Below are 14,791 nucleotides of genomic sequence, written 5' to 3' on the forward strand. Positions count from 1 at the left end.
GCCGGTAATCCGCTCAAGAATCTGGGCCGAGACCGATATTGCGCTCTGTTGCAGTCATCAGTTCAGCAGAACTTATCCTGAGTGCAGCGGCTACTTTCAGTATCAGGGCCAGCGTGGGCATATGCTCTCCACGCTCGATTTTTCCCATGTGCGAGCGCTCAATGCCGGCCAAAGAGGCAAGCTCTTCTTGAGCGATCCCTTGGTCCATACGAGCGGCACGCACCGCTTGACCGAAAGCCTGTGCCGGCTCGGCTTCATAGGTGGTTGTACCAGGGGGGCGGCCCCGTTGAACGCTACGCTTCTGCATTACCAGAAGCGTCAAGCAATCAATGGAACTTAACCACGTTAAACTTAACTCTTTTGGCTATCATGTTGGCTCGCCTTTTTAACCCGATTGCTTTTTGGGGGCTCTTATGCACGACGCCACCAGCCAGTTATCCCGATTCAGGCTCGCTATAGGGCCTGGCGTACCCTCATCGCATCTATCGGCACTGCTCGCGCTGCAACGCGCGGAAGAGCCGGACATCGCCATCGCGTTTTTTGAGGTCACAGTTGAGAACCTGCATACGGGCCTCCACGAAGGTCGCTACGACGCAGGTCTCTCGCTTCGGGAAGTAAGCGACCCGTCCCTGAAAAGCCAACCGCTGTGGAGCGAAGACATGGCCGTTGCGCTTCCATTGCGCTTCCCGTTGCTGGACAAGGGGAAGCTCACGGTCGCCGATCTGCTGAACCGCCCACTGTTTCGCTGGCAGGCAGAGGCCTGCCCCTTGTTGGATCAGCGGCTGTCTGCCCTTATACCTGCGGACGAGCGAGACATTCAGCACGTGACGTCCTTCGAGATGATGGCGCTATGGGTCGCGGCCGGTTATGGAATCGGCGTATCTGCGGGATCACGCATTGAGCATGCTCATAGGTGGGGAATCGCCATGCGTCCGCTCGGCGACGGCCCTTACAAGATCGTGACGCACCTGCAGCAGCCCAACGAAGCTGCTAACGCCATTTCAGAGCGGTTCGAGCGTAGAGCCCTGCAGGTCGCCAAGGATGCTGCAGCTTAGTTGCGCCCGATGGGCTGCCTACGCCGATCAAATCCTCGAAGACGCGACTCCCCACATTCACAATCGGTGGAAGATGCAGGCGGCGCAGATTTAGCGTGGGGGCACAAGCCCCCCACGCTAGCTTTGGCCCTTACGCACCGTCGAGCACCACCACGCCGTCAACCAACCGGCGAACGCTCTGCCGCACCTCCTCGGGAATGGGGCGAGACGAGACGGTCTCCGGGACGTCCACATGCTGCTTATCGCCTGCGAGAACCTGGACCACCGTGCCCAGATTGCTTGGCGTCACCAAATCGATGGCCGCGCGATCGCCCAGGTCCGGGTGTGGCCGGGTCAACATGCGGTAAAGCTCCCACGAATCCGCGCGCGGACACTGGTTCATGAGCACCTGGGCCAGCTTGTGCTTGAGCGGCACCAGTTGCCAATCGGGAACACGCTGCCCCCGATTGCCCAAACTGATGGACAGCAGTTTGCCAGCCTTCAGCTCGCGGTTGATCTGGTCCTTGGACTTCCCAGCCAACTTGCCGAACAGCGGAACCGGCAGATTGTTCGGTGACTCGTAGATGGCCAGCATTTCCTCGCGCTCGCGTTGGATCGCGGAGACTTCCGGCTCCGGGGCATGCGTCGGAGGTGGCGGCACCTGCGACAGTCGCTGAAACCTAATGCCGGCATCGTTCGGCATCACGACGATGGGAGCTGCCACCACAGGCGGCACAGAGGCTTCAGGGGACACAGCGACGATGGTGGCAGGCTCTTCCTCTTCTGCCATCGCTGGCACCCCCTCGATACGAATGGTGAGGTGAGCGCTGGCCGCATCCACCTGGCCCTGTTCAAGCAGGTCGAGGCGGTCGGCCCAGTCCTGCATCATCCTGCGGCGCGGTTCCACATACTTGGCGTGGTTGTAGGCCGAACTTACCTTGTTCGGGTCCGAGTGCGAAAGCTGCGCATCCACCCAAATCTTGGGGTAGCCGATCTCGTTGAGCGCCGTCGAAATCGTTCCGCGGATGCCGTGGCCGGTCAGTTGGTCCTCGTAGCCCATCCGCTTCAAGGCGGCATTGAGGGTGTTCTCGCTGATGCGCTTCTTGAGTTCGCTGCGGTGCGCCAGAAGGTGGCGCTGGGCCGGCCGCATCACCCCCAGCAGGTAGCTCACGATCTCGATGGCTTGGAGGGACAGCGGCACGATGTAGGGCGGCACGTCCTGGGGGCGCTTGCCGGCCTTGCGCATCTCGTCCTGAAGCTGCTTGACGATCTGCGGCGGGATGATCCACAGGCCGCGGTTCAGGTCGAACTGATCCGGGGTCGCCAACCGCAGTTCGCCGGTGCGTACCCCGGTCAGGAACAGCAGCCGGATGCCGAGCTGGGTCTGCCAGCCGCGCGGGTTGTAGAGCCGGAGCTTCTGCAGAAACTCGGGCAGCTCGGGCAGATGCAGGTACGGGTTGTGGGTCACCGGAGGCTTGGGTTCCGCCACCACATCCAGGTCGGAGGCCGGATTGGCTTCCAGCCCCTCGACGATCACCAGGGCATAGCGGAACAACTGGCTCAACCAGGTGCGGACCTTTTCTGCCGTGGTGAAGGCCTTGCGTTCCTCGATCCTTGCCAGGACGCCCAGAAGCTGGGGCCGGCGAATGTCGTAGATCGACATCTTCCCGAGGGTGGGCAGCACATCCTTGCCGAAAATCCGCAGGATCTGCGAGAGGGTGCTTTGACGACCCTCCTTGAGTTCCTTGCGCCGATGCTCGACCCAGGCATCGAAGACTGCCTTGAACGTGTAGTCGGCCGCCAGCTTCACGGCATGGCGCTTCTGCTTGCGGTCGGTGTGAGGGTTGATGCCCTTGGCCAGGAGTGCTCGGGCTTCGTCGCGCAAGGTACGCGCTTCGCGCAGGCCGATCTCGGGGTAGTTGCCCAGGGAGATGCGCTTTTGCTTGCCGAGCCAGTAGTAGCGCAGGTGCCACGACTTGCCGCCGGTAGGGGCAACCACCAGGCCGAGGCCATCGGTATCGGGGAGGCTGTAGGTTTTGTCAGCGGCCTTGGCTTGCCGCACAGTCAGATCAGAGAGTGCCATCATCGAAGCTCCTAAGTCTTGGACTTAGGCCCGATGCTGCTGGTCATCCCGATCCAACCCCAGCAACAACCCGGAACCGGAACCACCCGCATTCTTTGGCCTTGTTTTTGGCCTCAAAAACGCTGGCTGTCGGTGGATTCCAGTGGCTTTTGCTGGAATGAAAAAAGGAGCCGAAGCTCCTCTTTTCAACGACTTACAGACCCCAGTAGAAGTCTGTAGATCATAAATTGGAGCGGGAAAAGAGTCTCGAACTCTCGACCTCAACCTTGGCAAGGTTGCGCTCTACCAACTGAGCTATTCCCGCATTTACTGTTGCAACTGTCGCAAGCTTCAGTGTGCATTAGCAAGACTCAAATTATAGCGTCATTTTTTTCCAATAGAAGATCAAAGCGAAATTTTTTAAAAAACTTTCCTTGCCCACCACCGACTCCAGCCCCCAACGAAAAAGACCCACAAGGGGTCTTTTGTACCGGATCGACCGGTGGTGTTCTGGAGGCGCGGTCCGGAGTCGAACCGGACTAACCGGATTTGCAATCCGGGGCATAACCGCTTTGCTACCGCGCCAGGAAATGACTTTCCTTTGACAAAAAAGGGAAGCAATTGCTTCCCTTTTTTGGAAATTTGGAGCGGGAAAAGAGTCTCGAACTCTCGACCTCAACCTTGGCAAGGTTGCGCTCTACCAACTGAGCTATTCCCGCATTTCATCGAAGCCTCACATTCTACAACGTTTGCTGCGATGAAAAGTATTGTAGCGCACTTTTTGGGGCGCGCCAGCATTTTTTGCATCAATGTTTCAGCGGATCGGCTCCAACGGCACCCACGCTCGCTTTTTCCGCAGCCGACGCAACGACCACGCCCACATCTTCATCGCTCAGCGCCACGGGTTTGCGCTCCAGCGCCACCTCGAGCACCTTGTCGATCCACTTCACAGGGACGATTTCAAGACCGCTCTTCACGTTGTCCGGAATCTCCTGGAGATCCTTGACGTTCTCTTCGGGAATCAACACTGTCTTGATGCCGCCCCGCAGCGCTGCCAGCAGCTTTTCCTTCAGCCCCCCGATGGCGGTAACTTCACCCCGAAGGGTGATTTCACCCGTCATGGCCACGTCGCCGCGCACCGGTATGCCTGTAAGCGCCGACACGAAGGCGGTCGTCATGGCAGCACCGGCGCTGGGCCCGTCTTTCGGCGTGGCACCGTCGGGCACGTGAATATGGATATCGCGTTTCTCGAACGCCTCGTCCTTGATACCCAGCATGCGGGAGCGGCTGCGCACCACCGTGCGGGCGGCCTCCACAGACTCCTTCATCACATCCCCCAGAGAACCCGTGCGCGTGATGACGCCCTTGCCGGGCATGGTGGCCGCCTCGATGGTGAGCAGGTCGCCCCCCACCTCGGTCCACGCAAGCCCCACCACCTGGCCGACCTGGTTCTGCTGTTCCGCGCGGCCATAGGTGTATTTGCGCACGCCCAGGTAATCAGGCAAATTGTCTGCCGTCACCACGACCTGCGGTTCAAGCTTCTTGAGCTGCAGCCCCTTCACCACCTTGCGGCAGATCTTGGACAGCTCTCGCTCCAGCGAGCGCACGCCCGCTTCACGGGTGTAGTAGCGGACCATGTCTCGCACGGCAGCCTCTGTGATCTGCAGTTCCTCTTCTTTCACGCCATTGTTCTTGAGCTGCTTTGGCAGCAGATACTTCATGGCGATGCTTGTTTTCTCGTCCTCGGTGTAGCCCGACAGGCGGATCACTTCCATCCGGTCCAGCAGGGCCGGCGGGATGTTCATCGAGTTGGACGTGGCCACAAACATCACATCGGACAGATCGAAATCGACCTCCACGTAGTGGTCACCGAAAGTGTGGTTCTGCTCCGGGTCCAACACTTCCAGCAAAGCACTTGAAGGGTCTCCGCGAAAATCGGTTCCCAGCTTGTCGATTTCGTCCAGCAGAAACAGGGGATTGCGCACTCCCACCTTGCCCAGGCTCTGCAGCACCTTGCCGGGCATCGCACCGATGTAGGTACGGCGGTGGCCCCGGATCTCGGCCTCGTCGCGCATGCCGCCCAGGGCCATGCGCACATACTTGCGCCCTGTGGCCTTCGCGATCGACTGCCCCAACGAGGTCTTGCCCACGCCTGGTGGGCCAACCAAGCACAGGATCGGCGCCTTGACCTTGTCCACGCGTTGCTGCACTGCAAGATACTCAAGGATACGGTCCTTGACCTTATCGAGGCCGTAGTGATCCTCGTTGAGCACCGTCTCGGCATTGCCGAGGTCATGCTTGATCTTGGTCTTCTTGCTCCAGGGCAGGCCCGTGAGCACATCGATATAGCTGCGCACCACCGTGGCTTCGGCAGACATGGGCGACATGAGCTTGAGCTTCTTGAGTTCGCCCTCAGCCTTCTTGCGCGCCTCGGCGGGCATCTTGGCCAACTTGATCTTCTTTTCGATCTCCTCGATGTCGGCGCCCTCCTCTCCCTCACCAAGTTCCTTCTGGATGGCCTTCACCTGCTCGTTGAGGTAGAAATCGCGCTGGTTCTTTTCCATCTGACGCTTGACGCGACCACGGATCTTCTTGTCCACGTTGAGGATGTCGACCTCGCGGTCGAGTTGCTCGAACAGGTTCTCGAGGCGCGCCTTCACATCGGCCAGGTCAAGCACCACCTGCTTATTTTCGAGCTTGAGCGGCAAGTGGGCCGCAATGGTGTCGGCCAGGCGACCGGGATCGTCGATGCTGGCGATGGAAGTGAGTATCTCGGGCGGGATCTTCTTGTTGAGCTTGACGTACTGGTCAAACTGCTGCATCACCGCGCGGCGCAGCGCCTCGATCTCGCTTGACTTGTGCGGTTCCTGCTCCATCTCGACGGGCGTCACGGTCGCCGTGAAATGCGTCTCTGCATCGGTGATGGAGGCCACGAGCGCCCGCTGCTGCCCTTCGACCAGCACTTTCACAGTGCCATCGGGCAATTTGAGCATCTGCAGGATGGTGGAGACGCAACCCACATCGAACATGTCGGCCACGGAAGGCTCGTCCTTGGCGGCGGCCTTCTGGGCAACAAGCATGATGCGGCGGTCGCCTTCCATCGCCAGCTCCAGCGCCTTGATGCTCTTGGGGCGTCCCACAAATAGCGGGATCACCATATGGGGGAACACCACCACGTCGCGCAAGGGCAGCAGTGGAAGATCCAGGGGGGTGGCAGGCAGGGGGGTGTGTCCGGACATGGAAATCCTCATGAAACTCAGTGGAATATGGTCCACACGCAGGGATTTTCAACCCCCGCGCTCAGCCGCGCTGGCGCAAGGGTTGCTAAGGCGGAAGGCGCAGCATCGGTGGCTCGCCCAGGCCGGTCAGGCCTTCTTTGCGGCTTCGCGGTACACCAGCAAAGGCGGCTTGCTCTCGTCGATGGTTGACTCATCGACCACCACCTTTTCGACATTGCTGGTGTTGGGCAGGTCGAACATGGTGCCAATCAGTGCCTGCTCGAGGATCGAACGCAGGCCGCGCGCTCCTGTCTTGCGAGCCAGCGCCTTACGGGCAATGGCCTTGAGCGCCGCGGGACGGATCTCGAGGTCCACACCCTCCATGGCCAGCAACTTGCTGTACTGCTTGACCAGCGCATTCTTGGGCTCGGTGAGAATCTGCACCAGAGCGTCTTCGCTCAGTTCGGCCAAGGCTGTCACCACAGGCATGCGACCCACGAGTTCGGGAATGAGACCGAACTTGATCAAATCCTCGGGCTCGATCTCGGTGAACACTTCGGTCAGCGACCTTTGCTTTTTGCTCTTGACCGAGGCGCCAAAGCCGATGCCCGAAGCCTCGGTGCGGTTCTCGATGACCTTCTCCAGCCCGGCAAACGCGCCGCCGCAAATGAACAGGATATTGGTGGTGTCGATCTGCAGGAAGTCCTGGTTCGGGTGCTTGCGCCCGCCCTGCGGCGGCACGCTGGCCATGGTGCCCTCGATGAGCTTGAGCAGCGCCTGCTGCACGCCCTCGCCCGACACGTCGCGCGTGATGCTGGGGTTGTCGGACTTGCGCGAGATCTTGTCAATTTCGTCGATGTACACGATGCCGCGCTGGGCGCGCTCGACCTCGTAGTTGCAGCTCTGCAGCAGCTTCTGGACGATGTTTTCCACGTCTTCGCCCACGTAGCCGGCTTCGGTCAACGTGGTGGCGTCGGCCATCACGAAGGGCACATCCAGCATGCGCGCCAGGGTCTGGGCCAGCAGCGTCTTGCCCGAGCCCGTGGGGCCGATGAGCAGGATGTTGCTCTTGGACAGCTCCACATCATCCTTGTGCGCCTTGTCCTTGTGGCGCAAACGCTTGTAATGGTTGTAGACCGCCACGGCCAAGGTGCGCTTGGCCTGGTCCTGGCCAATCACATAATTGTCGAGATTGGCCTTGATTTCCACGGGCGTTGGCAGATCGCTGCGGGCATCACGGGCCAACTCGCCCGCGGGAAGTTCATCGCGGATGATCTCGTTGCACAGGTCAATGCACTCGTCGCAGATAAAGACCGACGGACCGGCGATCAGCTTCTTCACTTCGTGCTGGCTTTTGCCGCAAAAAGAGCAGTAAAGGGTTTTTTCGCTGGAAGAGCCTTTTTTCTCGGCCATGGGGGCAATGCCTTGTTACGGAAAGTTGTCGGGATGATACCCAAATAAAAAACGGCGCCTTCCCCCAGGGAAAACGCCGCGTGGCCGCCAGGGATGTATCAGGGGCGCTTGTGGATCACCTGGTCGATGATGCCGTAATCCTTGGCTTCATCAGCCGTGAGGAAGTAGTCGCGCTCGGTGTCTGCCTTGACCTTTTCCAAGGGCTGACCGGTACGCTCGGCCAGGATGCGGTTCATCTGGTCCTTGGTGCGCAGGATGTCGCGGGCATGGATTTCGATGTCCGTGGCCTGGCCGCGGGCGCCGCCCAGCACTTGGTGGATCATCACCTTTGAATTGGGCAGCGAAAACCGCTTGCCCTTGGCACCGGCGGCCAGCAGAAAGGCCCCCATGCTCGCGGCGAAACCCACGCACAAGGTGGACACGTCGGGCTTGATGAACTGCATGGTGTCGTAGATCGACATGCCTGCCGTGACGCTGCCACCAGGCGAGTTGATATAGAACGAAATGTCCTTATCGGGATTCTCGCTCTCCAGGAACAGCAACTGGGCGACCACCAGGTTGGCGGTCTGGTCGTTGACCTCGCCGACCAGGAAAATGACGCGCTCCTTCAGCAGGCGCGAATAGATGTCGTAAGACCGCTCACCACGGCCCGACTGCTCGATGACCATGGGGACCATGCCCAGGCCTTGTGTTTCCAATGCGCTCATTTTTTCTCCAGTCAAGCAGGTACTGTACCCAGAAATGAATTGGGGCTTGCGCACGAAAGCACAAGCCCCTGATGGGTTGCTGCCGCGAGATCAGTGCAGCGGCTGATCCCTGCGGCGCGGCATCAGCCTTGCGCCATCAACTCGTCGAAAGACACGGCCTTGTCGACGACCTTCGCCTGGCCCAGCACGAATTCAGTCACGTTGTTCTCGATGACCACCGCTTCCACTTCGGCCAGACGCTGGCGGTCGCCGAAATACCAGCGCACCACGTCCTCGGGCTTTTCGTAGCTGGCGGCCAGCTCATCGATGTGCGCCTTGAGCTGCTCGGGCTTGGCGTGCAGGTTGTTGGCACGCACCAGTTCAGCCACCACCAGGCCCAGGCGCACGCGGCGCTCAGCCTGGGGGCGGAACACATCTTCAGGGATCTCGGCCTTTTCGGCGTCCTTGATGCCGCGTTGCTTGAGTTCGGCACGGGCGCCTTCCAGCAGACGGGCGATTTCAGCCTGCACGCTGGCGTTGGGCAGGTCGAGTTCGGCCTTGGCCACCAGGGCATCCATCACCGCTGCCTTGTTGCGTGCCAGCAGGCGGAACTTGACTTCGCGTTCGAGGTTCTTCTTGATGTCGGCGCGCAGGCCTTCCACGGAACCATCGGCAATGCCCAGCGACTTCGCCAGGGCGTCATTGACTTCGGGCAGGTGGGCGGCTTCGATCTTCTTCACGGTGACCAGGAAGTCGGCCGTCTTGCCAGCCACGTCCTTGCCATGGTAGTCGGCGGGGAACGCCAGGGGGAAGGTCTTGCTTTCACCCGACTTCATGCCACGCACTGCGTCTTCGAATTCCTTGAGCATCTGGCCTTCGCCCACCAGGAACTGGAAATCCTCAGCCTTGCCGCCCTCGAAGGGTTCGCCGTCGATCTTGCCTTCGAAGTCCACGGTCACGCGGTCGCCGTCCTGGGCCGCGGCGTCCAGCGCGCGCTGGGCGAAGCTGCGACGCTGCTTGCGCAGGATGTCGATGGTCTTGTCGATGGCGGCGTCGGTCACTTCGGCCGAGAGCTTCTCGACTTCGGCGCCAGCCAGATCACCGATCTTGACTTCGGGGAACACTTCAAAGACGGCATCGAATGTGACCTGACCTTCTGGAGCGCCTTCCTTTTCGGTGATGCGGGGCTGGCCCGCCACACGCAGCTTGGCTTCATTGGCAGCCACGGCAAAGGCCTCACCCACCTTGTCGTTCAGCACTTCGTACTGCACCGAGTAGCCGTAGCGCTGGGTCACGACGTTCATGGGCACTTTGCCAGGACGGAAACCGTCCATCTTGACGGTGCGGGCCAGGCGCTTCAGGCGCGAATCGACTTCGCTCTGAATGGTGGTCAGGGGCACGCTCAGCGTGATCTTGCGCTCGAGCTTTTCAAGGGTTTCAACAGTAACGGACATCGCTATTCCTCTTATGAATGTGGATCGTGCTGGCTGCAGCGCAGCGGCGCCGTGTTCCGCAAAGTCTCACATGGGTGGTGCGCGGGGGGGGACTCGAACCCCCACACCATTGCTGGCGTCAGGACCTAAACCTGGTGCGTCTACCAATTTCGCCACCCGCGCGGTTCTACAAACAAACAGGCGGCAAGCCAAGGCCGCCGCCCGTATGAAATCGGTCAACCTTCTATTTTACCCTGATGTGCGAGGCGGTTGAAAGCAACCGCTCATGCGACATCGGGAACAGGGTGCCGCACGCGAAACCAGGCAGCGTACATGGCAGGCAGCGCCAGCAGGGTCAGCACCGTGGCCACCACCAGCCCGCCCATGATGGCCACGGCCATCGGCCCCCAGAACACGCTGCGCGACAACGGGATCATGGCCAGCACCGCGGCAGCCGCCGTCAGCACGATGGGGCGCAGGCGGCGCACCGCCGACTCGACGATGGCGTCCCAGGCCGGCACGCCGCGCGCGCGGTCCTGCTCGATCTGATCAATCAGGATCACCGAGTTGCGCTGGATCATCCCCATCAGGGCGATCACGCCCAGCAAGGCCACGAAACCAAAGGGCCGCCCCAGCAACAGCAAGGCACCGGCCACGCCCGCGAGACCCAGCGGCCCCGTGAGAAACACCAGCATCGCGCGGCTGAAGCTGTGCAGCTGCAGCATCAGCAGCGTGAAGGTGATGAACAGCATGATGGGCAGGCCCGCGGCGATCGAGGCCGAACCCTTGGAGCTTTCCTCGACGGCCCCTGCCACCGCGATGCGATAGCCGTCCTGCCCCGCGGCGCGCCAGCGCGCCTCGATTTCGCGCAGGCCGGGCAGCAGCGCGTTTGTCACCGTGGCGCCCTGAAGCCCTTCGATGACGTCGCCCTGCACGGTGATGGCATAGTCACGGTTTTCGCGCCACATCACCCCGGGCTCCCATGTGAAGACGGGCTTGGCGATCTGCGTGAGCGGAATCGACTTGCCCGAGGCCGTGGGCAGGTAGGCATTGGCAATCTCGGTGATGGCGTTGCGCTCTTCCAGTGGCTGGCGCAGCACGATGTCGATCAGCTTGTCGCCCTCGCGGAACTGGCCCACCTGCGTTCCGGAGAGAATGGTCCGCGACGCCTGGGCGATCGACTGGCTGCTCACACCCAGCGCCCGCGCCTTGGCCTGGTCCACCTCCAGGCGCAGCACCTTCACCGATTCGTTCCAGTTGTCGTTCACGCCCCGCATCTGGGGGCTCTGGCGCAGCACGGCCTTGACTTCATCGGCACGCTCGCGCAGCACGAGCGGATCGGGGCCCACCACGCGGAACTGCACGGGATAAGGCACGGGTGGTCCGTTGGGCAGCAGCTTGATGCGGCCGCGCACCTCAGGAAACTCCTGGGCCAGCAGCGCCGGCAATTTGTTGCGCAGCGACTCGCGGATCTTCAGATCCTGCGGCACCACGATGAATTGCGACACGTTGGTCTGCGGAAACACCTGGTCGAGCGGCAGATAGAAGCGGGGCACGCCCGAGCCCACCCAGGTGCTCACCGTGCTCACGCCAGGCTCGGCCAGCAGACGCTGCTCCACACGCTTGGTAACCTCCTCGTTGCCCGCGAACGACGTGCCCTCGGGGAACCAGATGTCCACCAGGATCTCGGGGCGGCTGGAGTCGGGGAAGAACTGCTGCTGCACCTTGCCCATGCCCGCAATGCCCAGCGCAAAGGTCAGCACCGTGAGGCCAATCGTGATCCAGCGGTATTCCACGCACCAGTGCACCAGACGCCGAAAAGCCGTGTAGAAGGGTGTATCGAACACTTCGTGGGGGTCGTCCGTGATGCCCTTGGTTGCCTGCGCCGCAAGCACATGCGGCGGCACCTTGAGCAGCAAGGTGCCCAGGTAGGGCACGAAATACACCGACACGAACCAGCTCAGCACCAGCGCGATCACCGTCACGGCAAAGATCGCAAACGTGTACTCGCCCGTGGTCGACTTGGCGATGCCGATGGGCAGAAAACCCGCCGCCGTGATGAGCGTGCCCGTCAGCATGGGCATGGCCGTGAGCTCATAGGCAAACGTTGCCGCGCGCACCTTGTCGTAGCCCTCTTCAAGCTTGAGCACCATCATTTCGACGGCGATGATGGCGTCGTCCACCAGCAGGCCCAGCGCAATGATGAGCGAACCCAGCGATATCTTGTGCAGGCCAATGCCCCAGTACCACATCGCCAGGAAGGTGACGGCCAGCACCATGGGAATGGTGATGCCCACCACTAGGCCAGGGCGGGGGTCGATGTACCAGCGCTTCCACAGGGGCTGGTTCCCCGGGCGCTTGTGCAGCCCCAGGCTGACGAAGCTCACCGCCAGCACGATGACCACGGCCTCGATCAGCACCTTCACGAATTCATTCACCGATGTGGCCACGGCCTTGGGCTGGTCCTGCACATTGACCAGCTTCACGCCTGCCGGCAGCGTGGCGCCGATGCGTTCCGTGGCCGTGTGCAGCGCCTTGCCCAGCGCAATGATGTCGCCGCCCTTGGCCATGGAGACACCCAGCGCAATCACCTCGCGGCCCTGGTGGCGCACCTTGACCGTGGCGGGGTCGACATAGCCACGCTTCACCTCGGCAATGTCGCCCAGGCGCAGCTGCGCCCCCGAGGGCCCGCGGATGGGCATGGCGCGCAGGTCTTCGACGGCGTTGAACTGCCCGCCCACGCGCACCTGCACCTGGTCCTGCGGCGTCTGGAAGGCGCCAGCGCCTTCCACGGCATTTTGCTGGCCTAGCTGCGCCAGCACCTGGTTCATGTCCAGGCCCAGTTGGGCCAAACGCTTTTGCGAAATCTCGATGAACAGCTTTTCATCTTGCACACCAAACAGCTCGACCTTGGCCACGTCGGGCACCCGCAGCAGTTGCTGGCGCGCGTCGTCGGCAAACTGCTTGAGCTCGGCATAGCTGAAGCCCTCCGATTCGAGGGCGTAGATCACGCCATACACATCACCGAAATCGTCGTTGAAGAAGGGGCCCTGGATACCGCCCGGCAGCGTGTAGCGCATGTCGCCCACCTTCTTGCGCACGCTGTACCAGACGTTGGCCACGTCGCCGGGGCGGGAAGAATCCTTGATCTGGAAGATGATCTGCGACTCGCCCGGCTTGGAATAGCTGCGGATCTTGTCGGCGTAGGGCACCTCCTGCAAGGTGCGCTCGATCTTGTCGGTGACCTGTTCGGCCACCTGCTGGGCGGTGGCGCCCGGCCAGTAGGTGCGCACCACCATGGCACGGAAGGTGAAAGGCGGGTCTTCGTCCTGCCCGAGCTGGAAATAGGCCGCAAAGCCCAGCAGCATCAGCACCACCATGAGGTAGCGGGTGAGCGCCGGATGGTCGAGCGCCCATTTGGAGAGGTTGAAGCCCTCTTTGGGTTGGCGTTGGGTCATGACCGGCCTTACTTCGCAGACGAGGCCGCGGCCACGGGTGGTTCCGGCGTGATTGCTACTGAATCAGTAGCTGTCTGCGCTTTAGGGACGGGCGCTGCACCCGTCTTTTGTTGATAGACCGTCACTTTCTGCCCCGGCGAGAGCACATGCACGCCGGTCGCCACCACCTGCATGCCGGGCGTGAGGCCCGACGCCACCACGGCCTCGTTGCCATCGGCCGTGGCAATGCGCACCACCTGCGACTTCACGGTGCTGGTGGCCGGGTCATACACCCACACCGCCGTGGCCTGCCCCTCCTGGCGCAGGGCACTGGTCGGCAGCTTGATGGCGGCAATGCCTTCATGGCTGAGCGCCTTGGGTGTCGCATACACCGTGGCGCCCAGCGGGGGCACCTGCGCTCCCTCAAGGGCCACCTTCACTTGGTAGGTGCGGGTGGCCGGGTCGGCGCTGGCGGCCACCTCGCGCACGCGGCCCGAGAGCATTGCGCCGCCCGACCAGCCGCGCACGGCCACCTCGGAGCCTTGCGCAATCTGCGCAACCTTGTCTTCCGGCACCACAAACACCACGTCGCGCGCGCCATCCTGCGCGATGCGCACCACGGGCGTTCCGGCCGACACCACCTGGCCTGGCTCGGCCTCGATGCCGGTCACCACGCCCGGCGCGTCGGCCACCAGCGTGGTGTAAGCGGCCTGGTTGCCCTGCGACGACAGCTGCGCGCGGGCCTGGTCGAGCGTCGCCTGCGCGGCCTTGAGCGTGGCGTCGCGGCGCTCCAGCTCGGCGCCACTGATGAAGTTCTGGTCTTTCAGGGCCTGGTAGCGCTTGAAGTCGGCCGCAGCCAGGTCGCGCTGCGTGGTGGCCGATGCCAGCTGGGCGCGCGCTGCATCGGCGGCGAGCTGGTAGTCCTTGGGGTCGAGCTGGGCCAGCACCTGCCCGGCGCGCACTCGCTGGCCCAGTTCGGCCTGGCGCTGCACGATCTTGCCCGCCACCCGAAAGCCCAGGCGCGACTCCACGCGCGCCCGCACCTCGCCCGAGTATTCCAGGCTGGACTGCAACGCTCCCACCCCCACCGTCAGCAGCTTGACAGAGCGCATCGGCTCTTCAGGAGGCGCAGGGCGCGAGCAAGCTGCCAGCAGCGCCACGGTGGCCAGCCCCAGCAAGACCCTGGAATACCGTTGAACAGGCCGCGAGACAGAGGAGGTGTGCATGGGAAATCCCGTGAAAAAGTTGGGCGGCAAACAGGCCACGGAAGCTGCGGGGTGTTGCACGCGCCACGCAAACAAAGCAGGCCCAACGCCTGAATCTGCGTGGGGCCTGCGCTGCTGGGAGACAGATTCCTGGCCTGTTCCCGGGGTTCATATTACTGACTGACTGGTTAGTAATCTATGAGAAGCCCCCTACCTTGTCAAGCGACAATGCGCCCTGTGAACGACCGCCCAAGCCCCCTGCCCCGCCCCTGCGCCCGCCCGCCGCACGCCGCCCTTGCCGAC

General features: G+C 62.1%; 9 protein-coding genes and 4 tRNA genes. 1 reads left to right on the forward strand and 12 read right to left on the reverse strand.

Features of this window, described 5'->3' with window-relative positions; all coding sequences use genetic code 11:
- Positions 1 to 13 precede the first annotated feature (13 nt).
- On the reverse strand, positions 14 to 307 hold the full coding sequence (locus ACDELDRAFT_RS07110) for a helix-turn-helix domain-containing protein (RefSeq protein ID WP_040328361.1): 294 nt from the start codon (positions 305 to 307) through the stop codon (positions 14 to 16).
- 106 nt (positions 308 to 413) lie between these two features.
- Here ACDELDRAFT_RS07110 and ACDELDRAFT_RS07115 point away from each other — a divergent pair, with 106 nt between their 5' ends.
- A complete protein-coding gene (locus ACDELDRAFT_RS07115; RefSeq protein ID WP_005794982.1) occupies positions 414 to 1,055 on the forward strand; it encodes a LysR substrate-binding domain-containing protein in 642 nt (213 codons plus the stop codon).
- Between the two features lie 130 nt (positions 1,056 to 1,185).
- Here the strand turns inward: ACDELDRAFT_RS07115 and ACDELDRAFT_RS07120 are convergent, their stop codons facing one another.
- The 11 genes from ACDELDRAFT_RS07120 to ACDELDRAFT_RS07170 all read right to left on the reverse strand — a co-directional run bounded on the left by ACDELDRAFT_RS07120 (position 1,186) and on the right by ACDELDRAFT_RS07170 (position 14,509).
- Entirely contained in the window at positions 1,186 to 3,117 is a 1,932-nt protein-coding gene (locus ACDELDRAFT_RS07120; protein WP_198403225.1) for a tyrosine-type recombinase/integrase, read from the reverse strand.
- Between the two features lie 228 nt (positions 3,118 to 3,345).
- Positions 3,346 to 3,421: transfer RNA gene (locus tag ACDELDRAFT_RS07125), tRNA-Gly, on the reverse strand.
- Between the two features lie 186 nt (positions 3,422 to 3,607).
- Positions 3,608 to 3,681, reverse strand: a tRNA-Cys gene (locus ACDELDRAFT_RS07130).
- A gap of 58 nt (positions 3,682 to 3,739) precedes the next feature.
- Positions 3,740 to 3,815: transfer RNA gene (locus tag ACDELDRAFT_RS07135), tRNA-Gly, on the reverse strand.
- Between the two features lie 87 nt (positions 3,816 to 3,902).
- Positions 3,903 to 6,335 (reverse strand): endopeptidase La, encoded by a 2,433-nt coding sequence (gene lon / locus ACDELDRAFT_RS07140; RefSeq protein ID WP_005794986.1) that lies wholly within the window; start codon positions 6,333 to 6,335, stop codon positions 3,903 to 3,905.
- 126 nt (positions 6,336 to 6,461) lie between these two features.
- Positions 6,462 to 7,727 (reverse strand): ATP-dependent Clp protease ATP-binding subunit ClpX, encoded by a 1,266-nt coding sequence (gene clpX, locus ACDELDRAFT_RS07145; RefSeq protein ID WP_005794988.1) that lies wholly within the window; start codon positions 7,725 to 7,727, stop codon positions 6,462 to 6,464.
- A 98-nt stretch (positions 7,728 to 7,825) separates the two neighbouring features.
- Positions 7,826 to 8,434, reverse strand: a complete 609-nt coding sequence (clpP, locus tag ACDELDRAFT_RS07150) for an ATP-dependent Clp endopeptidase proteolytic subunit ClpP (protein WP_005794990.1) — start codon at positions 8,432 to 8,434, stop codon at positions 7,826 to 7,828.
- A gap of 122 nt (positions 8,435 to 8,556) precedes the next feature.
- Positions 8,557 to 9,867 (reverse strand): trigger factor, encoded by a 1,311-nt coding sequence (gene tig / locus ACDELDRAFT_RS07155; protein ID WP_005794992.1) that lies wholly within the window; start codon positions 9,865 to 9,867, stop codon positions 8,557 to 8,559.
- Positions 9,868 to 9,942: 75 nt separating this feature from the next.
- A tRNA-Leu gene (locus ACDELDRAFT_RS07160) sits at positions 9,943 to 10,029 on the reverse strand.
- A 101-nt stretch (positions 10,030 to 10,130) separates the two neighbouring features.
- Positions 10,131 to 13,304, reverse strand: a complete 3,174-nt coding sequence (locus tag ACDELDRAFT_RS07165; RefSeq protein WP_005794994.1) for an efflux RND transporter permease subunit — start codon at positions 13,302 to 13,304, stop codon at positions 10,131 to 10,133.
- A gap of 8 nt (positions 13,305 to 13,312) precedes the next feature.
- Positions 13,313 to 14,509: an efflux RND transporter periplasmic adaptor subunit gene (locus ACDELDRAFT_RS07170; protein WP_050784140.1), complete on the reverse strand. Its 1,197-nt coding sequence runs from the start codon at positions 14,507 to 14,509 to the stop codon at positions 13,313 to 13,315.
- Between the last annotated feature and the right edge of the window lie 282 nt (positions 14,510 to 14,791).

This window comes from Acidovorax delafieldii 2AN, from assembly GCF_000175235.1.
Classification (GTDB): domain Bacteria; phylum Pseudomonadota; class Gammaproteobacteria; order Burkholderiales; family Burkholderiaceae_C; genus Acidovorax; species Acidovorax delafieldii_B.